22 protein-coding genes and 1 riboswitch are annotated in these 24,092 nt (G+C 51.0%); of the genes, 16 read left to right on the top strand and 6 right to left on the bottom strand.

Annotation, left to right across the window (positions count from 1 at the left end):
* The first annotated feature begins 243 nt into the window (after positions 1–243).
* Genes HA49_RS16550 through HA49_RS16525 form a run of 7 tightly spaced genes read left to right on the top strand, consistent with a single transcriptional unit; the run spans position 244 to position 6,579 of the window.
* Positions 244–1,305: an ABC transporter substrate-binding protein gene (locus HA49_RS16550; RefSeq protein ID WP_038023875.1), complete on the top strand. Its 1,062-nt coding sequence runs from the start codon at positions 244–246 to the stop codon at positions 1,303–1,305.
* 25 nt (positions 1,306–1,330) lie between these two features.
* Positions 1,331–2,152, top strand: coding sequence for an alkaline phosphatase family protein (locus HA49_RS16545; protein WP_038023872.1), 822 nt, complete (start codon positions 1,331–1,333; stop codon positions 2,150–2,152).
* A complete protein-coding gene (locus tag HA49_RS16540; RefSeq protein WP_038023869.1) occupies positions 2,149–2,994 on the top strand; it encodes an ABC transporter permease in 846 nt (281 codons plus the stop codon). The genes HA49_RS16545 and HA49_RS16540 overlap by 4 nt, the downstream gene beginning before the upstream one ends.
* 11 nt (positions 2,995–3,005) lie before the next feature.
* Entirely contained in the window at positions 3,006–3,785 is a 780-nt protein-coding gene (locus HA49_RS16535) for an ABC transporter permease (protein WP_038023867.1), read from the top strand.
* Positions 3,786–3,793: 8 nt separating this feature from the next.
* Entirely contained in the window at positions 3,794–4,786 is a 993-nt protein-coding gene (locus HA49_RS16530; RefSeq protein ID WP_038023866.1) for an ABC transporter ATP-binding protein, read from the top strand.
* A 10-nt stretch (positions 4,787–4,796) separates the two neighbouring features.
* Positions 4,797–4,952, top strand: coding sequence for a hypothetical protein (locus tag HA49_RS21525; protein ID WP_156994685.1), 156 nt, complete (start codon positions 4,797–4,799; stop codon positions 4,950–4,952).
* Between the two features lies 1 nt (position 4,953).
* Positions 4,954–6,579 carry a Na/Pi cotransporter family protein gene (locus HA49_RS16525; RefSeq protein WP_038023864.1) on the top strand — a complete coding sequence of 542 codons (1,626 nt, stop codon included), beginning with the start codon at positions 4,954–4,956 and terminating at the stop codon, positions 6,577–6,579.
* 43 nt (positions 6,580–6,622) lie between these two features.
* Here HA49_RS16525 and panS read toward each other — a convergent pair whose 3' ends face one another.
* The 3 genes from panS to HA49_RS16510 all read right to left on the bottom strand — a co-directional run bounded on the left by panS (position 6,623) and on the right by HA49_RS16510 (position 11,296).
* Positions 6,623–7,540: a ketopantoate/pantoate/pantothenate transporter PanS gene (panS, locus tag HA49_RS16520; protein WP_038023863.1), complete on the bottom strand. Its 918-nt coding sequence runs from the start codon at positions 7,538–7,540 to the stop codon at positions 6,623–6,625.
* A gap of 256 nt (positions 7,541–7,796) precedes the next feature.
* Complete coding sequence (gene lysC, locus HA49_RS16515) at positions 7,797–9,152, bottom strand: lysine-sensitive aspartokinase 3 (RefSeq protein ID WP_038023860.1); 1,356 nt, start codon at positions 9,150–9,152, stop codon at positions 7,797–7,799.
* 87 nt (positions 9,153–9,239) lie between these two features.
* A riboswitch (Lysine riboswitch) is annotated at positions 9,240–9,434 on the bottom strand.
* A 50-nt stretch (positions 9,435–9,484) separates the two neighbouring features.
* Positions 9,485–11,296, bottom strand: coding sequence for a cation:proton antiporter (locus HA49_RS16510; RefSeq protein ID WP_038023859.1), 1,812 nt, complete (start codon positions 11,294–11,296; stop codon positions 9,485–9,487).
* A 201-nt stretch (positions 11,297–11,497) separates the two neighbouring features.
* Between HA49_RS16510 and pgi the strand changes: the two genes are divergently transcribed.
* From pgi to ubiA, 4 genes are all read left to right on the top strand, one after another.
* Positions 11,498–13,144, top strand: a complete 1,647-nt coding sequence (gene pgi, locus HA49_RS16505) for a glucose-6-phosphate isomerase (protein WP_038023857.1) — start codon at positions 11,498–11,500, stop codon at positions 13,142–13,144.
* 150 nt (positions 13,145–13,294) lie between these two features.
* The gene (psiE, locus tag HA49_RS16500) at positions 13,295–13,720 is read left to right on the top strand and encodes a phosphate-starvation-inducible protein PsiE (protein WP_046791890.1); all 426 of its coding nucleotides are present in this window, start codon (positions 13,295–13,297) and stop codon (positions 13,718–13,720) included.
* Between the two features lie 158 nt (positions 13,721–13,878).
* On the top strand, positions 13,879–14,406 hold the full coding sequence (gene ubiC, locus HA49_RS16495) for a chorismate lyase (RefSeq protein WP_038023855.1): 528 nt from the start codon (positions 13,879–13,881) through the stop codon (positions 14,404–14,406).
* Positions 14,403–15,299 carry a 4-hydroxybenzoate octaprenyltransferase gene (ubiA, locus tag HA49_RS16490; RefSeq protein WP_425427742.1) on the top strand — a complete coding sequence of 299 codons (897 nt, stop codon included), beginning with the start codon at positions 14,403–14,405 and terminating at the stop codon, positions 15,297–15,299. The genes ubiC and ubiA overlap by 4 nt, the downstream gene beginning before the upstream one ends.
* Before the next feature lie 76 nt (positions 15,300–15,375).
* On the opposite strand, the gene plsB is transcribed toward ubiA, so the two are convergent.
* Positions 15,376–17,805, bottom strand: coding sequence for a glycerol-3-phosphate 1-O-acyltransferase PlsB (gene plsB, locus HA49_RS16485; protein WP_038023852.1), 2,430 nt, complete (start codon positions 17,803–17,805; stop codon positions 15,376–15,378).
* Positions 17,806–17,937: 132 nt separating this feature from the next.
* On the opposite strand from plsB, the gene HA49_RS16480 reads away from it, so the two are divergent.
* The 3 genes from HA49_RS16480 (at position 17,938) to dinF (ending at position 20,514) form a co-directional block, all read left to right on the top strand.
* A complete protein-coding gene (locus tag HA49_RS16480) occupies positions 17,938–18,303 on the top strand; it encodes a diacylglycerol kinase (RefSeq protein ID WP_038023850.1) in 366 nt (121 codons plus the stop codon).
* A gap of 108 nt (positions 18,304–18,411) precedes the next feature.
* Positions 18,412–19,026 (top strand): transcriptional repressor LexA, encoded by a 615-nt coding sequence (gene lexA, locus HA49_RS16475; RefSeq protein ID WP_038023847.1) that lies wholly within the window; start codon positions 18,412–18,414, stop codon positions 19,024–19,026.
* Positions 19,027–19,191: 165 nt separating this feature from the next.
* Positions 19,192–20,514 carry an MATE family efflux transporter DinF gene (dinF, locus tag HA49_RS16470; RefSeq protein ID WP_038023844.1) on the top strand — a complete coding sequence of 441 codons (1,323 nt, stop codon included), beginning with the start codon at positions 19,192–19,194 and terminating at the stop codon, positions 20,512–20,514.
* A 17-nt stretch (positions 20,515–20,531) separates the two neighbouring features.
* Here dinF and zur read toward each other — a convergent pair whose 3' ends face one another.
* On the bottom strand, positions 20,532–21,050 hold the full coding sequence (gene zur / locus HA49_RS16465; protein WP_038023841.1) for a zinc uptake transcriptional repressor Zur: 519 nt from the start codon (positions 21,048–21,050) through the stop codon (positions 20,532–20,534).
* Between the two features lie 257 nt (positions 21,051–21,307).
* On the opposite strand from zur, the gene dusA reads away from it, so the two are divergent.
* A complete protein-coding gene (gene dusA / locus HA49_RS16460) occupies positions 21,308–22,342 on the top strand; it encodes a tRNA dihydrouridine(20/20a) synthase DusA (RefSeq protein ID WP_072055956.1) in 1,035 nt (344 codons plus the stop codon).
* Between the two features lie 192 nt (positions 22,343–22,534).
* The gene (gene pspG, locus HA49_RS16455; protein ID WP_245610228.1) at positions 22,535–22,807 is read left to right on the top strand and encodes an envelope stress response protein PspG; all 273 of its coding nucleotides are present in this window, start codon (positions 22,535–22,537) and stop codon (positions 22,805–22,807) included.
* Positions 22,808–23,014: 207 nt separating this feature from the next.
* Here the strand turns inward: pspG and HA49_RS16450 are convergent, their stop codons facing one another.
* Positions 23,015–23,998 (bottom strand): quinone oxidoreductase, encoded by a 984-nt coding sequence (locus tag HA49_RS16450; RefSeq protein WP_038023839.1) that lies wholly within the window; start codon positions 23,996–23,998, stop codon positions 23,015–23,017.
* Positions 23,999–24,092: the final 94 nt, after the last annotated feature.

Here is a 24,092-nt window from a genome sequence, read left to right as displayed (position 1 = left end):
GTTTTTATGCTGCTGGTGGTCACGTGTCAGCCCCATATTGGTGCAAATCTGCACTCACTGAATTCATTGTAGTAACCAAAGTCAGGCGAAAACACCGACATAGTCAGTTAATCCTGCCCGCAGAGTATTGTAAAAATCCAGATATCACAACGCTGTCATAAAATTTTCATACGATGACGCTACATTGGCTTGGATTTTGCTGGACTAGACCAGTGTCCTTTAACCTAATCGCAGGAGCCCGACATGAAAGCCAGTATTTTAACTCTCTTATCCGCTGCCATTTTTGTAGCTCTGCCGGCAGCACATGCGGCAGATACAGACCTTGCCGCGCTGGAAAAAGCAGCACGTAGTGAAGGACAGGTCAACAGTGTGGGGATGCCTGACAGCTGGGCCGACTGGAAAGACACATGGCATGACATCACCACCAAATACGGTATTAAACACACCGATACTGATATGTCGTCTGCTCAGGAACTGGCAAAGTTCGCAGCTGAGAAAGAGAACGCCAGTGCTGATATCGGGGATGTCGGCGCGGCCTTTGGTCCTATAGCTGTTGCGAGAGGACTGGCTCAGCCTTACAAACCCACGCACTGGGACCAGGTGCCTGACTGGGCGAAAGATCAACAGGGTAACTGGATGCTGGCTTACACCGGCACCATTGCGTTTTTAGTTGATAAACAGCAGGTTAAGGATATTCCACATAGCTGGGCCGATCTGAAAAAAGGTAAGTATGTGGTCACTATCGGCGATGTAGGTGTGGCTGCTCAGGCTGCTAACGGCGTGCTGGCGGCAAACTATGCGCTGGGAGGCACCGAAAAAGATCTGACGCCGGCGCTGAAATTCTTTGGTGAACTGGCGAAAGAAGGTCGCCTGGGTCTGACCGATCCTGTTATTGCTAATATCGAAAAAGGCGAGATTCAGGTGGCTGTGGTCTGGGACTTTAATGGTCTGAACTACCGCGATCAGATTGACAAAAATCGTTACGAGGTAGTAATCCCGTCTGACGGTTCAGTAACCTCCGGTTACACCACCATCATTAACAAATATGCCAAACACCCGAATGCCGCCAAACTGGCCCGTGAGTATATTTTCTCTGATGCGGGACAGATCAATCTGGCCCGGGGTTATGCCCGTCCGATTCGTGCTCAGTACATCAAATTACCTGCTGACGTTCAGGCCAAACTGCTGCCGGCCGCTGAATATAAAAATGCTCGTCCAATTAAAGATCAGGCAGCCTGGGATAAATCTTCCAAACAGTTACCTGCGCTGTGGCAGCAGGACGTAATGATCAATATGCAGCAGTAAGTCTTTAGAAGTCATGAGGTAAACGATGAAAACAATCCTGGTGGTACTTGATGGTCTGAGTGATGTGGTGGCTGAGCATGCTATGGGATATCTGCATGCTGAATGTGCGCAGGGTCATGGGCAGTATTATCCCATGATCTGTGAATTACCCTCACTGTCGCGGCCATTGTACGAGTGTATTCTGACCGGTGTTCCGCCGGTGCTTAGCGGGATAATTCATAACGGGGTAAACCGCCTGAGCAATCAGCGTAGCATCTTCCATTATGCACGGGCAGCCGGTTTGCGTACTGCGGCGGCGGCCTACCACTGGGTGAGTGAGCTTTACAACCGCAGTCCTTACGATGCGGTTCGTGATCGTCATACCCGGGACGAAGCGTTGCCGATTCAGTTCGGCCATTTCTATTCCGACGATGGTTATCCGGATTCTCATTTGTTTGAAGATGCCGAGAGCCTGCGCCGGTTGCATGATCCTGATTTTCTTCTGATTCATCCAATGAATGTCGATGATGCCGGGCATAAATTCGGCCTCAACTCCTCTCAGTATCGTAACCGCGCACGGATGGCTGATGGCTATTTATCGCACTGGATGCCCGGTTGGTTACAGGAAGGCTACCAGGTCATCGTGACAGCCGATCATGGTATGAATGATGACCGTTCACATGGTGGCAACTTACAGGAAGAAGTCCGTGTTCCGTTGTTCGTGTTTGGCGATGCATTTTCTAAACAGAGCGGACTAAAGCCACGTCAGACAGAACTCTGCGGATCAGTCTGTGAGATTCTTGGAATAGTGCATGATAAACCGGTGTGCCAGGCGCTGTTGTCAACAGCCGCGGGGGCGGGGGAATGAAAGCTAAATGGATAGCTCTGTTATGGTTACTGCCTTTTGCGGTGTTTTATATTGCCTTTCAGGTGGCCCCACTGGTGTGGGTCGCCGGCAACAGTTTCTGGAGTGATGTTAACAGCCGCTGGGGTCTGGATAACTACCATGATATTTTGACTTCACCCTTTTATCAGCAGGCACTGCGGTTCTCGCTGGATATCTCCTTCTGGTCAAGCTGTTATGGTTTAATTATTTCGCTGGTGGCAGGGTATTCATTGCATCAGTTGGGTAACGGGCGCTTCCATCGTTTTATGATGTCGTTCACTAATATGACCAGTAACTTTGCCGGAGTCCCTCTGGCATTTGCCTTTATTATTTTACTGGGGCTTAACGGTTGCCTGACGCTATTAATGCGTCACTTCGGAATGGGCAACGGATTTAGGTTGTTCTCGCGCGACGGGATGATCCTGATATATACCTGGTTTCAGATTCCTCTCGGAGTATTACTGCTGTTTCCGGCCTTTGAAGGCCTGAAAAAAGACTGGCAGGAGTCGGCGGCCCTGCTCGGTGCCGGACGCTGGAGTTACTGGCGTTTAATTGGCTTGCCGGTGCTTTCTCCGGCATTACTCGGCACCTTTGTGATCTTGCTGGCAAATGCTTTAGGGGCATATGCCACTATCTACGCGCTGACCAGCGGCAACTTTAATGTGGTTCCGGTAAGGATTGCGGCGCTGGTGTCCGGCGATATCTCCCTCGATCCGTATATGGGTAGCGCGTTAGCTATGTTGCTGGTAGTGCTGCTGACGGTAATCACTGTGGTACAGCAGTACCTGGTTCGCCGTAGTTACTTAACCGCTAAACGTTCCTGAAGGGAGTCACTATGTCCCGGGCCGAAAATATTTATCATCGGGTTATCAGCAGCTTGTTACTGATAATCCTTGCTCTGCCACTGGTTGCAACCCTGCTGTATGCCCTGTCACGTGAATGGAGCGATACGGTGTTGCCGCAGGGGCTGACACTCTCCTGGTTTATCCAGCTATGGCAAGACCCGCGCTTTATTGCTGCGCTGGGGCACTCATTACTGATCTGTATCGGAGCATTACTGGTTTCATTACTACTGGTACTGCCTGCAATGTTTGTGATTGCTTACTACTATCCAAAGCTCGACGGGGTTATGAATGTACTGATCCTGATGCCATTTGCTGTTCCGCCGGTGGTCTCTTCTGTCGGATTACTGCAACTTTACTCCTCTGAACCGTTGATGCTGACCGGTTCGCCTTGGATTCTGATAGGCTGCTATTTCACGATTGCCCTGCCGTTTATCTACCGGGCGATTTCTAACAATATTCAGTCGGTGAATCTGAAAGAACTGATTGATGCCGCTCACTTATTAGGTGCAGGAACCAGTAAAGCAGCGCTGTTTGTGGTGCTGCCTAACCTGCGCAAAGGCGTACTGGTGGCCGTACTGCTGTCTTTCTCATTTCTGATTGGTGAGTTTGTATTTGCTAACCTGCTGGTCGGCAGCCGCTATGAGACGTTACAGGTTTATCTCTACAATATGCGCAATGGCAGTGGCCATTTTACCAGTGCATTAGTGATCTCTTACTTTATTGTCATCCTGGTGGTTACCTGGCTGGCCAATCTGCTTAACCGTAAATGAGGCGCAATATGGCCACTCTGAATGTCAGAAAACTGAACAAAAGCTATGGCACGACCCCGGTATTCCACGATATTGACTTTACTGCCAGTGAGGGGGAATTTGTCACTTTGCTGGGGCCCAGCGGTTGCGGTAAATCCACACTATTACGTTGTCTGGCGGGACTGACAGAGGTCGATAGTGGAGAGATCCTGCTGGAAAATAACAACATCGTGAATGTTCCTGTCCAGCAACGCGGTGTCGGCATGGTGTTTCAGAGCTACGCGTTGTTCCCAAATATGACCGTTGAAAAGAACGTAGCATTTGGCCTGAAGATGCAGAAACTACCCACCGGCGAAATCCGCCAGCGGGTAGCAGAAGCACTGGCGCTGGTGGAACTGAATGAGTTTGCCTCGCGTTATCCTCATCAGCTCTCCGGTGGACAGTGCCAGCGTGTGGCTCTGGCCCGTTCTCTGGTGACCCGGCCAAAGCTGTTGTTACTGGATGAACCTCTGTCGGCGCTGGATGCCCGCATCCGCCGCCATCTGCGTGATCAAATTCGTCTGATACAACAGGAACTGAAGCTGACTACGATCTTCGTGACGCATGATCAGGAAGAAGCACTGACCCTGTCAGACCGTATCGTTCTGATGAATAAAGGTAAGATTGTGCAAAACGGAGCGGCGGAAGATCTGTATACTCAGCCGGCAGATTTGTTTGCCGCAGGCTTTATCGGCAACTACAATTTATTAACAGCCGAACAGGCTAAGCAACTGACCGGACAATCATTCAGTTCTCATGTAGCGATTCGCCCCGAGACACTTCGGTTTTGCCAGACTGGCCAGGGATTATCCGCACGCATCCTCAGCAGCAGCCTGCTGGGGAATGTGATTCGTTACCGCGTCGAGTGCCAGGGAGTTGATCTTTCTGTGGATATCCTCAACCACAGTCACAAGGATCTCTATCCTGCAGGCCAGCTGTTGGGGCTGCAACTGGATCTCTCCGCAGTACGCCAGGTCGCCTGAACAGGAAACAGTGAAGGTTTCACTTTGCGATGCCGAAGTTAAGGTGTCATCACCCGATTGTCCGGTACGGCTGGCAGATATGATGAAGTATCGCTGGTCGGAGGAGGAAGAGTACGGACTTTCTGCTAACAGGATGGAGAGTGTGATGGAGAAGGAGCAACCTTAACGTGTTAACTTTACTTAATTTATTATCGGCCGTCGCCTTGCTGGTCTGGGGGACACATATTGTCCGTACCGGGATTATGCGGGTGTATGGTGCCGATCTGCGGCGCGTCATTAGTCGCAGTGTTGAAAAAAAACCGTTGGCTTTTCTGGCCGGTATTGGTGTGACTGCACTGGTACAAAGCAGTAACGCGACGACCTTACTGGTCACCTCATTTGTTTCTCAGAATCTGATGAGCCTCACCCCGGCGTTGGTCGTGGTGCTGGGCGCAGATGTCGGGACCGCATTGATGGCCCGGATTCTGACGTATGATCTCTCCTGGTTGTCGCCACTGTTTATTTTCGTCGGAGTGATTTTTTTCCTCAGCCGTAAACAGACAAGGCTGGGCCAGATAGGTCGTACCGGAATTGGCCTGGGACTGATTCTGCTGGCGCTGCAACTGATTGTACAGGCTTCACACCCTATCACTCAGGCTGCCGGGGTACAGGTACTGTTCTCCTCCCTGACTGGTGATATTATTCTGGATGCGCTGGTGGGAGCCGTATTTGCGATTATCAGTTATTCCAGCCTGGCCGCAGTGCTTATCACAGCAACATTGACGGCCACTGATGTGATTTCGTTCAAAGTTGCACTCTGTCTGGTGATTGGCGCCAACTTTGGCAGTGGACTGCTGGCAATGATCAACAACAGCCGGTCAAACGCCGCCGGTAAACGGGTTGCCCTGGGTAGCCTATTGTTTAAGCTGATCGGCTGCGTGATTATTCTGCCGTTTGTGAATCTGATTGCCAGCGGACTGGCTCATGTTCCCATGAGTGATGCAGAACTGGTGATCTCGTTCCACGTTTTTTACAACGTGATTCGCTGTATTGCTCTGGTACCGTTCAGCGGGACAATGGCGAAACTGTGTACGCGGCTGATCAGTGATGATGTGGAAACTGACCAGCGTCTGAAGCCCAAACATCTGGACTACACTGCTCTGGATACGCCTGCTCTGGCACTGGTGAATGCTGCCCGTGAAACCCTGCGAATAGGGGATGTCATCGAACAGATGCTGGAAACACTGACCAAAGTACTGCACGGAGAAGTGCGTGAAGACCGAAATATCCGCAGACTGGATGATGATGTCGACGTGTTATATACCGCCATCAAACTCTATCTGGCACAGATGCCAAAAGAAGACCTGGCGGAGCAGGAATCACGTCGTTGGGCGGAAATTATCGATCTGGCACTGAATCTTGAACAGGCTGGCGATATTATTGAAAGAATGTCTGCGGATGTGGCAGCGAAATCACTGGCGGCACACCGGCCATTCTCTGCCGACGGAGTACAGGAACTGGAGACCCTTCAGGAGCAGTTGCTAAACAATTTACATCTGAGTTTGTCGGTGTTCATTTCGCGGGATATGCCTACCGCAAAACGGCTGCGTCGGGCGAAACACCGTTTCCGGATACTTAATCAGCGCTATTCGCTGGCGCATGTTAATCGTCTTCATCAGCAAAATGTACAGAGCATCGAAACCAGCTCATTACATCTTGGTTTGTTAGGGGATATGAAACGTCTGAATTCGCTGTTCTGTGCGGTGGCTTACAGTGTACTGGAACAACCGCAAGAGGATGAGCATCGTGATTAATGCCACAGGAGATGCCGGATCACCGGCATCTCTTCATCAACGATTATTTCTTTTTAATCGGCTTACCTGACCAGTAGCCCGAAAGCAGTGAACCCGACAGGTTATGCCATACTGAGAACAGAGCACCCGGCAGGGCTGCCAGTGGGGTAAAATAAATTTTCCCCAGGGTGGCGGCCAGACCGGAGTTTTGCATCCCGACTTCCAGCGCCAGTGTCCGGCAGGTCGATTCATCAAAGCCGAACAGTTTGCCCCCCCAGTAGCCGCCCAGTAACCCGATAGCGTTATGCATAATAACCGCGACAATGACCATCAGTCCCACCGAACCGATAAACGACTGACTGCCTGCCACCACGGCACTGATAATCAGCAAAATGCACAGCATCGAAAACGCCGGCAGGTAAGGCTCGACCTTTTTCACCAGTGAGGTCAGGCTGTGGTGAACAATCAGTCCAAGTCCGATTGGGATCAGCACTATTTTTACAATACTCCACAGCATACCAGCGACATCCACCTGGATGTGGGTATCAACGTACAGACGGGTCAGCAGTGGGGTAGCGAACACACCGACCAGAGCAGACACTGATGAAATAGTGACTGATAATGCGACATCACCTTTAGCCAGATAAATCATTACGTTAGAAGCGGTACCGCTGGCCACACTCCCAACCAGAATCATCCCGGCGGCCAAATCAGGGGGCATGTGAAACAGTTTTGCCAAACCCCAGGCAGCCAGCGGCATCACGAAATAGTGCAGAAATGTACCGGCAATCACGGGGGCCGGGCGGGTAAGTACCCGCTTAAAATCATCGATATTCAGCGTCACGCCCATTCCGAACATGATAAGCATCAGTAACTCACTGACCCAGGGGCCGACAGGCAGAAATGTGCCCGGAGAGTAGTAGGCTGCAACGGACAACAGGATCGCCCAAAGCGGGAACAGGCGGGTGATTTTGGCGAGCATAGCCAGAATTCCTTATTATTTTAACTAAAGGGTATACGCATGATTGCCACAGAAAACATGCTACAAGGGTACTTACAGATGAAAATTTATCATAACATTTCGATCTGGTGACAACAGAGGGCAGGCAAAACTTCAGCGTATGTGCTTTGAATAGCGGGAAAAGCAGTGAATTATCAGGCGAATGCCGGAAAGGGCAGCGTATGGTCCAGTGAACGATGCAGGCCGCAGAGTATCCCCACGGCCTGCCGGTGATGAATTATTCGAAAATATGCTGATGCAGGGTACGAACGGCAAACTCGGCGTCGTTACCCGGAACCAGGAAGCACAGATTATAGCTACTGGCGCCGTAACAGATCATCCGCAGATTGAACTGCTCCATGACTCCGAACACAGCTTTGCCAATACCGCGGGCATGGGCCAGATGGTTGCCAATCAGCGCGACCAGCGCCAGATTTTCTTCCACTTCTACCCGACACAGTGAAGACAACTCCGTCAGCAATCCCTGAGTCAGCAGGCTGCCCTGATGAGTGGATGAGCCGGTGGTATCCAGGGTCAAAGCGACACTGACTTCCGAGGTGGTAATCAGATCTACCGAAATATTATGCCGTGCCAGGATGGCAAACACCTCTGCCAGAAAGCCGCGCGCATGTAACATGTTCAGGCTATGCAGAGTCAGCAGAGTCTGGTTACGGCGCAGTGTGACTGCACGGAATAGCGGCTGCTGTTTGGTCTGATTGTAAACGATGGTGCCACCGGCATCCGGGGCTTTACTTGACCCGACAAACACAGGAATACCGTTTCTGACCGCAGGCAACAAGGTCGCGGGATGCAGAACTTTGGCTCCGAAAGTGGCCATTTCGGCGGCTTCTTCGAAGGTAATTTCATCGATTCGTCTGGCCGCGGGAACAATGCGCGGGTCGGTGGTATAAATGCCCTGAACATCGGTCCAGATATCAATGCGCTGAGCTTTTAAGGCTTCACCCAGTAACGCCGCAGTATAGTCGCTGCCGCCACGGCCAAGAGTGGTGGTCAGACCGCGCTCTTCACGACCGATAAAGCCCTGGGTAATCACCAGTGACTGGTTAACCAGTGGAAGCAGTGATGCCTGAGACAACTCTGCGACTGCCGCCACATCCGGTTCGGCATGGCCAAAACGGTCACTGGTGCGCATGACTTTGCGTACATCAAACCACTGTACCGGGACATCCCGTTCACGGACGATCTCGGTAAACAGCAAGGTGGATAACAGTTCACCGTGACTGACTAATTCATCGGTCAGTTCGGCAGAAGGGCTGAGGGCTGCTTTATCTGCCAGCAGCGAAACATTGTCCAGAATCCGCGCAATTTCTTCACGGATCACTGTGGCTGCACGAAGTTTATCCACAATGGCATACTGAATATGGCCGAGCTTTTCCAGTAATTGCTGACGTCCTTCGGCTGGCTGACCTTCAGCCAGCGAAACCAGCAAATTGGTCACGCCGGCAGATGCAGAAAGCACCACCAGTTTAACGTCAGAACGGGATAATACGATATCAGCGCTACGGTTCATTGCTTCGAAATCAGCAACGCTGGTTCCGCCAAATTTAGCAACGATTAATGCGGATTGGGACATTCAAAACAGCCTCGTGTCAGGATCTTTAATTCAGCCTTAGCACAAGGGAGAGCAGAAACAGGCAGACTGGTGTGACAGAACAACGAGTCAGCCAGAAGCGCCCCACCTTGATAAACGTTCATTATAAACGCTACGACAGTGACAACCCAGAGGATTCAGCCCCTGTAGTCGACAGACAAACACACCGCATGTTTGCAGCCTCGGCGTCACTCCCCATGGTATGTCGTCAATGGATACGGTTCCTCTGACATACTGCCTGGGTGACGCGCCTCTTCTGGTCTACGTAAAATACGTAAGAACTTCTTTAGAAATAGCCGTTAATCCGCTGGCTGTCAACGGCTATCGGCCTCCCTGGTGTCATTTTGTACTAAAGCAATCAGGGTGCAGGGAAGCTGCGGTGGCTGACCACTGTTGACAGGATATAATTTTTTCTCTTCGTCCAGACTAAAAAGTGGGATAGCTCCCTGATTTTTCTCCAGATAATCATCCCAGCCAAAGTTTTCCCCAAGCCTGGTCGCTTTAATGGTCGCTCCCGAGGAAATTAAGCGGCTCAGATGGCCGAAAGTATATTCCGGACTGAACAGGGTTTCCTGACGACGGAAGCGGGGGCTTTCACGGTCATTTGTACCCCGGCTGGTTATGCCACTTCCCGAGCGTATGGCGGTGACCTTATTTTTTCCCAGAATATGGCTGAAATGATACGCGGCCAGGGCATTCTGATGCCGGTTAGAAGACATCGCCAGTACCCTGGAGGTGGTATTCAGGTCCAGATAGTTTTCTGCATGTTCCGACCAGGCATAACCAAAGTAAGCGGGGAGCCCTTCCATCCGCGCCTGACGATAGTTTTCCCAGCTGTTATCAGTCACCTGTACCGGAAGGTCCTGCTTTTGTAGCGCCAGTGCCAATGCGCGGGCGACAGCATTTGCTCCGACAATCAGTACGCCGCGCGGCTGTTTTTTCTGTACCCGTAACCAGCGGGCCATCGGCAGGCTGGTCAGGCTCTGCAATACCACCGTACCGATAATGATAGCGAACACGACGCTCACCAGCCTCTCCGCCCCGGGATAGCCATTTTTCGCCAGCGTCAAGGCAAACAGCGAACTGACTGCCGCGGCCACGATACCGCGTGGGGCAATCCAGCACAGTAACAACCTGTCACGCCAGTGCAGTGAGGAACCCAGAGTCGATGCCGCAATACATAACGGACGGGCGACAAACTGAATCACTAACAGCACGCCGACCAGCGGCCAGCCCATGGCGAACAGCCCTCCGATATCAACCCTTGCGGCCAGAATAATAAACAGTCCTGAGATCAGCAGTGCCGACAGTTGTTCCTTAAACTCGATGATATCCGTCAGGTCCAGGTCACGCATATTCGCGAGCCAGATACCCATCACGGTCACGGTGAGCAACCCGGACTCATCTGCCAGTAGATTAGACAGGCCAAATACCCCGAGCATAATGGCCAGCACCGCGAAGTTTTGCAGATACCCCGGTAACCAGACTCTGCGTAACGCAACTCCGGTGACCCAGCCGGCAATTGCGCCAATGGCTAAACCTACCCCTACCGTTTTACCCAGGGTCATAAACAGATGAATGTAGGACTCTGACTTCTGGTGCAATACGATAAATTCAAAGACCAGCAGCGTGAAGATTGCCCCGACCGGGTCAATAATTATCCCTTCCCAGCGCAGTACCTGATTGATGGTATTTTTCGGACGCACGACCCGCATCAGGGGGGCAATCACCGTTGGGCCGGTCACCACGGTGACGGCACCGACCAATGCTGACAAACCCGCCGGCAGATGTAACAAAAACAGGCAGGCAAGACTAATCACCAGGAAGGTAATCAACATTCCGATGGTGACCAGATTACGTACCACTCCGCCCAGACCACGAATTTCTTCAAAACGCAGGGTAAGCGCACCTTCAAACAAGATTATTGCTACAGATAGTGATACCAAAGGGAACAGTAAATTTCCAAATAACAGGTCCGGTTGTAAAACGTGAGTCACAGGCCCGAGCAAAATACCGAAGACTAACAACGGTAAAATGGCCGGTAAACGCAGCAACCATGCCAGCCACTGGGCAGCCAGCGAACTGATGCCAATAATGACTAATAATATCGGGGCCGATAACGCCATAAATTTTTTTCCTTTCAACAGCAAGAGTCGTCATACTGAGTCTAATTTTACGCCGGGGTGGCCGCTGACTTCAGCCACGTCGGGGGTAATTGTTTAATCATAGCTTCACTTTGTGGCAATGTATGACTGCGGTCAGCATATCCTGAAGTGAATTTATGCTGAAGCCAGATTCACAGTTCATTAATCAATAAGAGTGTTGTTATGAAAAATATTAATCCGACACAAACTGATGCATGGAAGGCGCTGCAACAGCATTTCTCCACTATGAAAGATGTGAGCATTGCTGAACACTTCGCTCAGGACCCTCAACGATTCTCCAAATTCTCCGCCACTTTCGATGATCAAATTCTCATCGATTATTCGAAAAACCGTATCAATGCCGAAACTCTGGAAAAACTACTGGCATTGGCGAAAGAAACCGATCTGAGTGGATCGATTGCCTCGATGTTCTCTGGTGAGAAGATCAACCGTACCGAAGATCGCGCGGTGTTGCATGTTGCGTTACGTAACCGTAGTAATACCCCGATCCTTGTGGATGGCAAAGATGTTATGCCGGAAGTTAATGCGGTGCTGGAGAAGATGAAAAGCTTCTCTGAACGTATTATCAGTGGGGAATGGAAAGGCTATACCGGCAAACCGATTACTGATGTGGTTAATATCGGCATCGGTGGCTCTGACTTAGGGCCGTTTATGGTCACAGAAGCTCTGCGTCCCTATAAAAACCACCTGAATATGCACTTCGTTTCCAATGTTGATGGCACTCATATTGCTGAAACATTGCGGGATCTGAGCCCGGAATCTACTTTGTTCCTGGTGGCTTCGAAAACCTTCACGACCCAGGAAACCATGACCAACGCACATAGCGCCCGCGACTGGTTCCTGGCCAGTGCCGGTGATGAAAAGTACGTTGCCAGCCATTTTGCGGCCCTGTCGACCAATGCGAAAGCGGTATCCGAATTTGGTATTGATACCGACAACATGTTTGAATTCTGGGACTGGGTGGGCGGTCGCTACTCATTATGGTCAGCGATCGGCTTGTCAATAATTCTGTCGGTAGGTTTTGAGAATTTTGAGCAGTTGCTGAGCGGTGCCCACGCAATGGACCAGCACTTTGCCAATACACCGGCAGAAAAAAACCTGCCAGTGCTGCTGGCGCTGATTGGTATCTGGTATAACAACTTCTACGGTACAGAAACAGAAGCCATTCTGCCTTACGACCAGTATATGCACCGTTTCGCAGCCTATTTCCAGCAAGGTAATATGGAATCTAACGGTAAATATGTTGATCGTACCGGCAACGCTGTCGATTATCAGACCGGGCCGATTATCTGGGGTGAGCCTGGCACGAACGGTCAGCATGCGTTCTACCAACTGATTCATCAGGGCACCAAAATTATTCCTTGTGATTTTATTGCTCCGGCCATCACTCACAACGCACTCAGCGATCATCACCCGAAACTACTGTCTAACTTCTTTGCTCAGACCGAAGCTTTGGCGTTTGGTAAATCACGTGAAGTGGTAGAGAAAGAGTTTACTGACGCAGGTAAAACAGCCGCCGAAGTCGCACACATTGTGCCGTTCAAAGTGTTTGAAGGTAATCGCCCCACTAACTCAATCCTGCTGCGTGAGATAACGCCTTTCTCACTGGGTGCATTGATTGCTCTGTATGAGCATAAAATATTTACCCAAGGTTCAATTCTTAACATCTTCACGTTTGATCAATGGGGGGTTGAACTCGGCAAACAACTGGCTAATCGAATCCTGCCTGAACTGGGTGGAGATGAAAAAGTCAGCAGCCATGACAGTTCTACTAATGGTCTGATTAACCGTTATAAAGAATGGCGTTAACAGATAATTAACGGTTTAAAAACAAAGCGGCAGCAGTGCCGCTTTTTTTTGTGTGCTCGTCAAAGGAATACTGCAAGCCGTACCGGGATACGCTATTGTGCGGATCGAAAGTTTGGTAGTTTTGCAGGTTTATTTTTTTTGGGGGGCTGTATGTCAACATCAGAGAATGCAGATAAGAGATCGTTAGGCGGAATTATCGCTTCTGTTTTACAGTGGATACTTAATATCGGCCTGATTGCGCTGGCAATTATTTTAGTCATCTTTCTCGGTAAAGAAACGCTGCATCTGGCTAACGTATTGTTTCATACCGGAGAGGAATCTTCATCCTATTTGCTGATAGAAGGAATTGTTATTTACTTCCTGTATTTTGAGTTTATTGCTTTGATTGTGAAGTATTTTCAGTCAGGATTTCATTTCCCGCTACGCTATTTTATCTATATCGGTGTGACGGCGATCATCCGTTTAATTATTGTTGACCATAAAAACCCCTTTGATACGTTATGCTACTCCGCTGCGCTGCTGATTCTGGTCGGAACCCTGTGGCTGGCGAACTCTAAACGACTGAAAAGAGAATAGTCAGCCCTTCGAATTCAGATTATGCAGACTCACCCGAGCTTTATACACAGAAGATCCTGCTCAGCAGGTGTGAGTCTGCTATAGTGCCGCAGTGAAATACTCTGTGGCGCTGTCAGCAGTGTGCCGTAGCAACAACAACTGATTTACCGGGAACCCGAATGTCTGTACAGGAACTTCTCAAACTCTACCAGCTTCAATGGCTGCCACTGAGCTCGCCGGAGTTGCCCCCCCGGGCCAGAAGCTGGCTGTTTGAGGAAGATTCGATGACGGTCAGGCTGGAGTCATATTGCCAGTCGTTGACTGTTGATGTGTTGCGGGAAGGATTTATCGACAGTCAGTTATTACTGCCGCATGAAGCAGAGGTTTCCGAATTTAACCACGAACAGCGTTATTGGCTGCGTGAAGTCGTACTCAGCGGCGATAACAGTCCGTGGCTGATGGGGCGAACTGTTCTGCCAGAATCGACCCTGACAGGGCGGGAGGTCGCACTGACCTCCCTTGGGGAGTCTCCGTTAGGTCGTTACTTATTTACTTCGCCGTTACTAAGTCGTGATTTTATTCATCCCGGAAAAAATGATGATTTGTGGGGCAGGTATTCACTACTTCGTCTTTCAGGAAAGCCCCTGATGTTAACCGAGATTTTTTTACCGTCATCTCCCCTGTATCAGGATGGAGTTAAAGAATGACAGGAACTGTGCAGGACACCGCAAAAGTCACCAAATTCCGGGCGTACCAGCGTCTGATGCGAATCGATAAACCTATCGGTACTTTGTTGTTAATGTGGCCGACCCTCTGGGCGCTATGGTTGGCCGGGCTGACATTTCCACCGTTGTCTGTGCTGGTGGTCTTTGTGCTGGGCGTTATCGTGATGCGTGCTGCCGGCTGTGTCATTAACGATTATGCCGACAGAAAGGTCGATGGCCATGTCAAGCGAACCAAACTACGGCCATTACCGGCCGGACTGGTGACGGAAAAAGAAGCAAAAATATTATTTATCAGCCTGGTGCTGATAGCCTTTTTGCTGGTACTGACCATGGGTAGCAAAACCGTATTGTTATCTGTCGGGGGACTCTTACTGGCCAGTGCTTATCCGTTTATGAAACGTTATACGCATCTGCCCCAGGTAGTGCTGGGGGCAGCTTTTGGCTGGGCTATTCCCATGGCGTGGATGGCCGTCAGTGGGTACTTACCTTTGGCCTGCTGGCTGGTATTTCTGGCCAATGTTTGCTGGACAGTGGCGTATGACACTCTGTACGCGATGGTGGATCGCGATGATGACCTGAAGATTGGTGTCAAATCGACGGCAATTCTGTTTGGCCGTCATGACAAACTGATTATTGGTCTGTTACAGATAGCCACCCTCGTCCTGCTAGTGATTGTTGGCCGCCTGCTGGGACTGAATGGCTGGTTTTATCTTTCACTGGTGGTGGCTGCCGGTTTCTTTATTTATCAGCAACGTCTGGCTGCCGGGCGTGACAGAGATGCCTGCTTCCAGGCTTTTCTGAATAATAATTATGTCGGGCTGGTCATTTTTGGCGGTATCGCCCTGAGTACTTTGCCATTTATTAATCTGATGTAGCTAGCCGGTATAAGAAAAATAAAAGGGCGCCCCTGTCATGGGGCGCCCTTATTACTGGCAGCAGAATAACCGGCAGTTATTCGTTGTCGCTGGCAATGCCATTTTCTATGGTCTGACGGACGTCGCGGGTGGTCAGGTCCAGCAGAATCTTCCTCATCATCCCGGTTTTTTCCTGGTCAGCATCATCTTTATCGCTGATATAGCCTTCGTCTCGCAAAGTAAGTACTAACCCGGTAAATACCGCCTTATCGAAAAACTCCGGGGCATTGATTCCGTGAAGTACTGACAGTCGCTGTGCCAGGGTCCGGCTCTCTTTTTCCAGCGTTCCCCGGTTAATCGATGGTTTGGCATTCAAAATGCCGAAGGTAATCGCATAGCGTTGCAATGTCTCTCTGACACCGGCAGCCAGCAGACCCAGTACCCGGGCGTTTTCCGGAACGACAGAGAAGTGATCATTGTGGTGGGAAATCAGTTGCTGACTGACCAGCTCATTGCACAGACTGTCAATGACCTCAGGCAGCTCTTCGGTTTCCCAACGCAGGAACAATTCACTCTTCAGCATCGGATAAATCAGCGTGACCTGATGCAGTAAAGCCTCTCTGCTCAGTGTTGTATGCTGATGAATAATCGCAGCAATCAGAGAAGGCATCACCAGCAGATGCAGAATATTATTCCGGTAATAGGTCATCAATACTGCCTGTTCTTTCGGCAGGATGATCATTTCACCAATGTTGTCGTGTTCGATGGTGAATTTATTCATGCTCATGGCATGCTCGATTAATGCCTGAGCACTCATCTCCGGAACCGTAGTGCCGCTGGTATAAGGCACGTTCCGTAATAACCGGGTATAACATTCTAACTGCTCAAGCAGTTGTTCACGGGTCAGTGAACGTTGCGGTGAGGCCAGCAGCGCGGTAACACACAGATTCATGGCGTTAGCGGCGCCAGCATTGTTAATCCGCACCATCACTTGGCGGGCAATGTCATTGACGACCGGGGTCATCCATGCCGGACGTTGGGGTTCTATCGGGTCGATGGCTTCACGCCATTCCGGAACATTATTGTTCAGGTAGTTAACCAGCGGCAGTGGTTCGCCGAAGTTAACATAGCCTTGCCCCAGGTTACGCAGCTTGCGCAATCCGCGCAACATCTGCCACAGGCTCTCTTTCTCTTTGGTCGCCCCACGCAACTCTTTGGCATAAGTCGCCACTTCCATCACGTGTTCGTAACCAATGTAGATGGGCACTAACGTGATCGGTCGGTTTCCACCGCGCAGCATCGCCTGCAGGGTCATGGTCAGGGTACCCGTTTTCGGCTCAAGTAACCGTCCGGTACGGGAACGACCGCCTTCAACAAAATACTCTACCGAATAGCCACGGCTGAACAATTCACCGAGGTATTCACGAAATACCGTGGAGTAGAGTTTGTTGCCTTTAAAGGTCCGACGGATAAAGAAGGCACCCAGATGACGGAACACAGGCCCGGCCGGCCAAAAATTCAGGTTAATCCCGGCGGCAATATGCGGGGGCACCAGCCCCTGATGATAGAGTACATAGGAGAGCAGCAGATAATCCATATGGCTGCGATGACAGGGAACATAGACCAGTTCATGGCCATCCTGGGCCAGCTGACGAATACGCTCGCCACCGCTGACATTAATCCCTTTATATAACCGGCTCCAGAGCCAGCCCATCACGCGATCGGTAATGCGGATGGCTTCATAGGTGAAATCGGCGGCAATCTCTTCCATCATGGCCACGGCATTCTTTTGGGCCATATCGTAGGAAATCTTCTTACTGCGAGCCTCGTCTTCCACGGCCTTAGCAATCGCTTTTGATTGCAGCAGTTTATTGAACAGATCCTGACGCGCAGGTAACCGCGGACCCACAGCGGCCAGCCGTTGGCGGGCAAAATGGATGTGGGCCACCCGGGATAATTTATGGGCAATGGACTGATCAGTACCATGTTCATCAGCCATCTGCCGCAGAGAGACTTTTGGCGAGAAGCGCACAAAACTGTCCCGGCCAAGCCACAGGATAGCGAAGAATTTCTGTACCCCGTTCAGCTCGCGCAGTAACGGGGTATTTTCTCCCTGGGTCTCTTTACCCGGAGCACGACCGAACATCACGGATACCGGAACCAACTGAACATCCAGTGACGGATTATTGCGGTGCAGATCCAGGTAATCATGGAAAATTTTGACGGTTTCCTGATTCGGGGTGAAATAGGGCAGTAACCGTGGCCCGTCATGGATAAACACATGACGTGGCAGGAAATGGCCATCTATTTCAACGGGCAGCAATGGATCCGGAAGATCATGCTTCAGGCACTGCTCCCGCATCGCCAGGAGATCGGCTTTGGAATCGTACGGAAATACATAGATAATAGGACGTGTGGGATCCAGACCCAGTTCGGAGACAGGGTCTCCCGGTATCACCTTGCTTTTCACCAGCAAAGATAATGGAAAACTCAGTAATTTATAATAAAGTTTACGCCAACCTGACATAGACAAATCTGCAGCCTCTTATGTTAGCAAAGCGGCGCAAGCATACCAGAAACTGCAAAGAATATCTGTGAGGATGCAAGTAAACATGTCTGAGATTGACGGAAATTTTATCCTGAAAAGGAGTAACCCCTGATGGCGGGTGCAACAGGAGGATGGAGACGGGTCATTAAGGCCGCAGGCTACTCGTGGCAGGGATTGCGTGCAGCATGGCAACATGAAGCCGCCTTCCGCCAGGAAACTGTGCTCGCGGTAGCGGCGGTCATTATTGCTGCCTGTCTGAGAGTGGATACGGTCTCGCGTATTCTGCTGATTGGGTCAGTGGTACTGGTGATTATTGTCGAAATACTGAACAGTGCCATCGAGGCGGTGGTCGACCGTTTTGGCCCGGAACTTCACCCGTTGTCCGGTCGCGCGAAGGATATGGGGTCAGCGGCAGTGTTTATCGCTTTACTGCTGGCGGCCTTTGTCTGGATTTCGGTGTTGTGGCAATGGTGGTGAGTGGCGGAATAGTAACCGACAGTTGTTTGTTTTATGACGGTTTTTAGTTTTCATTTCCCAAATACCTGTATATACTCACAGCGACTGTATAAACAACCAGGGGGCGGGATGAAAGCATTAACCAGCAGGCAGCAACAGGTCTATGACCTGATTCGCGACCATATTCAACAAACAGGGATGCCACCGACTCGCGCTGAAATTGCTTCCCGGCTGGGATTTCGCTCTCCAAATGCTGCCGAGGAGCATCTGAAAGCTCTGGCCCGTAAGGGGGTCATTGAGATTGTTTCAGGCGCTTCACGGGGTATCCGACTGTTGATGGAAGAAGAGACCGCAGAAGGATTACCGCTGATTGGCCGTGTCGCCGCCGGCGAGCCATTATTAGCCGAGCAGCATATCGAAAGCCATTTCCAGGTTGACCCGGCCCTGTTTAAGCCGGCTGCTGATTTTCTGCTGAGAGTCAGCGGTACTTCGATGAAAGACATTGGTATCATGGACGGAGATCTGCTGGCTGTCCATAAGACCCAGGATGTTCGAAACGGCCAGGTCGTGGTCGCCAGAATTGACGATGAAGTGACGGTTAAACGCTGGAAGAAACAGGGGAATACCGTACATCTTCTGCCAGAAAACAGTGAGTTTTCCCCGATTGTGGTCGATGTCCGTGAGCAAAACCTGACAGTAGAAGGTCTCGCCGTGGGTGTTATCCGCAATGGTGAATGGTTGTAAACTGTCAGGATCTGTTCCGGCTTCTGGCCGGTACTGCAATCGCGGCAATACGGGGACGTTCTGAAGCAACGGCCCCGTGCCCGAAAGGTTAAGGCCAGCCTGCCTTAATCAGCATTCTGTAAAATAACGTCTCCCCTATTGCCGTATACAGCCGCAGGATAGCCCATGTCTTTGTTCAACCGCACCGATAAACAGCTCTGGCGACTGGCGCTGCCAATGATCCTGTCCAATATCTCCGTGCCGTTACTGGGATTGGTCGATACTGCGGTGATTGGTCACCTGAACAGTGCGATATATCTGGGTGGGGTAGCTGTGGCAACCACGATTACCAGTTTTCTGTTTATGTTATTGCTTTTCCTGCGAATGAGTACCACGGGACTGACGGCCCAGGCGTGGGGGGGAAAAAATAACCCGGCACTGGTTCGGGCACTGGTGCAGCCGATGATTGTCAGCCTGCTGGCAGGTCTGTTGTTTTTATTGTTTCGCCAACCGTTTAGCCACCTTGCCACCCGGGTGATTGGCGGCGACCCTGCCATCCTGTATCAGGCCCGTGAGTTTATTGATGTCCGCTGGCTGAGTGCACCGGCAACCTTTGCTAATCTGGTCATTCTGGGCTGGTTGCTGGGGGTTCAGTATGCCAGAGCTCCTGTCATCCTGTTGGTCGCTGGTAATCTGGTGAATATTATTCTGGAGCTATTGCTGGTATTACACCTACACATGGGGGTACGGGGCGCGGCAGGAGCCACGGTGATAGCCGAATATGTGACATTGCTAACCGGGATAGTGCTGGTGTGGCGTGTGCTGGCTCGCCAGGGAATTGATCCGCGTTCACTGCTGAATGGCTGGCGGGGGGATATTAAACGGGTGCTGGGGCTGAACCGCGATATTTTACTGCGCTCATTGTTGCTACAACTCTGTTTCGCCTCGCTGACTATGACCGGGGCCAGGCTGGGGGGCGATATTGTGGCGGTGAATGCCTTACTGATGATGTTTCTGTCGTTTACTTCCTATGCGCTTGACGGGTTTGCTTATGCGGTAGAAGCGGTATCCGGTGAAGCCTATGGTGCGCGGCAGGCAGGGCGGTTGCCAGAAGTCTGGCATGCTTCCTGTCGACAGGCAGGCATCGTAGCAGTGGCATTTTCACTGATTTATGCCCTTGCAGGCCCCTGGATTATCGATATGCTGACATCCTTACCCTCATTGCGCCAACTGGCCGACCATTACCTGATCTGGCAGATTATTCTCCCCCTTGCAGGCGTAGGATGCTATCTGCTGGACGGATTATTTGTCGGTGCTACCCGGGGGAAAGAGATGCGTAACAGCATGGCTGTGGCTGCTGCAGGTTTCGGTCTGACCTTGTGTACGGTGCCCTGGCTGGGCAACCACGGAGTATGGCTGGCGTTATGTGTATTTATGCTACTGCGCGGAATTACGTTGTGGAGGCGCTGGAACTATCATCAGCGTCATCAGAGTTGGTTTACTCCCTGACATCTTCCGGCACATGCCTATCGTCCGGGGCGAATTTTCGTCTCAATCGTATGGTCATGCTGGCAATGATCCTGGCTCTCACAGGCAGCAATTTCTGCGCATTTTTCGCATAGACCATGCACTTCAATCACCGTATGACGCAGCGTAAAACCCGCTAGTTTGGCCTGGGTGCCAATCAGTTTTTCAACACCTTCTGCATGCCGTTCACTGACAGAAGCGCAATGATCGCAAATCAGCATCACTGAAGTATGAGAAGGATGTTCAAAATGCGGACAGACGACATAGCTGTTGTTTGAGGCCACCCGATGAATAAAGCCCTGTTCCAGCAGGAAATCCAGTGCGCGGTAGACTGTTGGCGGCTTAGCCTGTGGCTCACTGAGACGTAATTTATCCAGCAGGTCATAAGCACTGATGGCACCATACTGCTCAGCCATCAGGCGTAACACTTCAGCACGCTGGGGAGTCATACGCACTCCTCGTTTCTGGCAAAGGTTCTGAGCCTCAGCAATAATCTGTGCAGGAAGTTGTTTTTGCATGATAGCTTTCTCCGACAAATGGTCTCCGGTAAACAACCATCTTAGCATGACTGGCGTTTTAATGTTGGTGATGTGTGTCGGGAGCAGGGGCCCACGAGGAATAGATTAACAAGTTGTTTACTGCGTCCCTGAATCTGGTTACGCCCGGCTTACTTCCGTTTTGAACCACTGGTCGGGTATTCGTTGACGGACCTGACGCTAATTTATGCTATTATCCTGCTCCTGATCGCAATCCACAGCAATTTAACGATGATTTCATGAATATTCAGACCGATACCCCTTTGGCTCAGACCCCGCACCCGTCGGAAAACGCGAATGCTGTTTTTCAGGCAGATCGCTTCTCCGTCGCCCCCATGCTGGACTGGACTGATCGGCACTGCCGCTATTTCCATCGCAAGCTGACGGCAGAGACGTTGTTGTACACCGAAATGGTGACCACCGGTGCGATTATCCATGGAAAAGGGGATTATCTGGCCTTTTCTCAGGAAGAGCAGCCTGTAGCCTTGCAGTTAGGTGGCAGTGACCCGCAAGCACTGGCGGAGTGTGCCCGTCTGGCAGAACAGCGGGGCTATAGCGAGATTAACCTGAATGTAGGATGCCCGTCTGACAGGGTGCAGAATGGTCGTTTCGGGGCCTGTCTGATGGCCGAAGCTGAACTGGTAGCCCGCTGTATTAAAGCGATGCGTGAGGTTGTGACTATTCCTGTAACGGTAAAAACCCGTATCGGGATCGACTCTCAGGATAGCTATCAGTTCCTTTGTGATTTTATCGGTACGGTAGCTGAACAAGGTGGTTGTGATTCTTTTACTCTGCATGCCCGTAAGGCCTGGCTTTCCGGTCTGAGTCCGAAACAGAACCGTGAAATCCCCCCCCTGGATTATCCACGGGTTTATCAGCTTAAACGTGATTTCCCTCAACTGCGAATGGGAATCAACGGCGGAATAAAAACGCTGGAAGAAGCAAAGATGCATTTGCAGCATATGGATGGTGTGATGATGGGTCGTGAGGCCTACCAGAATCCCGGATTGCTGGCTCAGGTGGATCAGCAAATTTTTGGTGTGAATACCCCGGTACCTGATGCTGCGGAAGTGGTTCGCTCAATGTACCCTTATATTGAAGCTGAACTCAGCCAGGGAACTTACCTTGGGCACATTACCCGCCATATGCTGGGGCTGTTCCAGGGAATTCCGGGAGCAAGACAATGGCGTCGCCATTTAAGTGAAAATGCACATAAACCCGGAGCCGATGTTCGCGTGGTTGAGCAGGCATTATCGCTGGTGGCTGACCGTTGAGGATTTGCCGGAGATGTTCCGGCAAACATAGTCTGATTTTCACACCACTCTTTAGTGATTTTCACCACCCTGGCTGAACCTCTGAATTATTTTACTATTAAATTTCAGAGGGTTATTTTTTTACTGGCTGGCACGATTCTTGTAATACTCCTCACAGTCTGAAAGTGATCATTATTCGCTGAGGAGTGGATCATGGAATTATTATTTGTCGCCGGTTTTTTTGTTATGTTGCTGCTGACCGGTGTGTCGGTAATCGGTGTTCTGGTTGCTTTGCTGGTGGGAACCCTGGTGATGCTGTTGTCGGGTTTCCTGCTTATTGCCCTGAAACTGCTTCCCTGGTTATTACTGGCGGTGGCGGTTGCCTGGGTCTGGCAGACGTTTGGCCGTTCTCGTCCCGTACAGACTGGAAACCGGCGGTTTGACAAAACTATGTCGAAAATCAACAGGATAAACCGACGCTGGTAACCACGGGATGATTTACCGGCATTCCTCCGACAAACTTCGGAAATGTGAATCAGAACAAACTTTTCACTGAAAAAATCTGCGATTATATTCTCAGATGTTCACAGGAATTTATCGCTCTGACCCTACACCAGCGCGAACTAAAAATAAAAAAGGGGCTTCCATCGGGAAGCCCTTTTACATTGTCGGAAATAAATATCAGAAGAGAACTCAGGGGATCAACAAGCTGGACCCACGGGTTGCGCGGCTTTCCAACTGACGATGGGCTTCTGCCGCATCTTTCAGTGCGAACTTCTGATTCGCCGGAACATCGACTTTGATCGCTCCGCTAGCCAGCAGGGTAAACAGTTCGTGGCTGGCGGCATCCAGTTCGGTGGCGTTAGTGATATAGCCGAACAACGATGGCCGGGTGACAAACAACGAGCCTTTCTGGTTAAGGATTGCCAGGTTGACCCCGGTGACCGGGCCGGAAGAGTTTCCGAAACTGACCATGAGTCCGCGCCGTTGCAGGCTGTCCAGTGACGCCTCCCAGGTATCATGACCCACCGAGTCATAAACAACCGGCACTTTTTTGCCATCAGTCAACTCACGGACCCGCTCCGCAATATTCTCTTCCCGGTAGTTAATGGTTGCCCATGCTCCGGCATCGGTAGCAATTTTGGCTTTTTCCGCTGAACCCACGGTACCAATTAACCGGGCTCCCAGAGCTTTGGCCCACTGGCAGGCAATCAGGCCCACTCCACCGGCGGCGGCATGGAACAGAAAGGTTTCACCGGCGGTGATCGGGTAGGTCTGGCGTAGCAGATACTGGACTGTCAGTCCTTTCAGGAAAGAAGCTGCCGCCTGCTCATAGGAAATACTGTCCGGCAGTCGCACCAGACGATCTTCATTTACGATATGGCTTTCACTGTAGGCCCCGGCCGTCGACTGAGCATAAACTACACGGTCGCCCGGTTTCACGCGGCTGACGGAGTGACCTGTACGGGTCACAATCCCGGCGGCTTCGGTGCCCAGACCTGCCGGCAGCGAGGGTGGGGGATACAATCCACTGCGGAAATAGGTATCGATATAGTTAATACCAATGGCTTTGTTTTCTACCACAACTTCATGCTCACCGGGCTCCGGCAGAGAAAATGATGACCACTCCAGAACTTCCGGCCCGCCATGTCGGGCATACTGAATACGGTTTGGCATAACAGCTCCTGTGAAAACGTGGTGAACGCCCGGAGTACAGGGCGACAATCCAGTGAAAAAAAAAGTATACTGTGGCGCCCCTTGTTTAACACTG

Origin of the sequence: Tatumella morbirosei (assembly GCF_000757425.2) — a bacterium.
GTDB lineage: Bacteria > Pseudomonadota > Gammaproteobacteria > Enterobacterales > Enterobacteriaceae > Tatumella > Tatumella morbirosei.
Note: the sequence above shows the minus strand (reverse complement) of the source record. Positions and strands in the feature narration are given on the sequence as shown.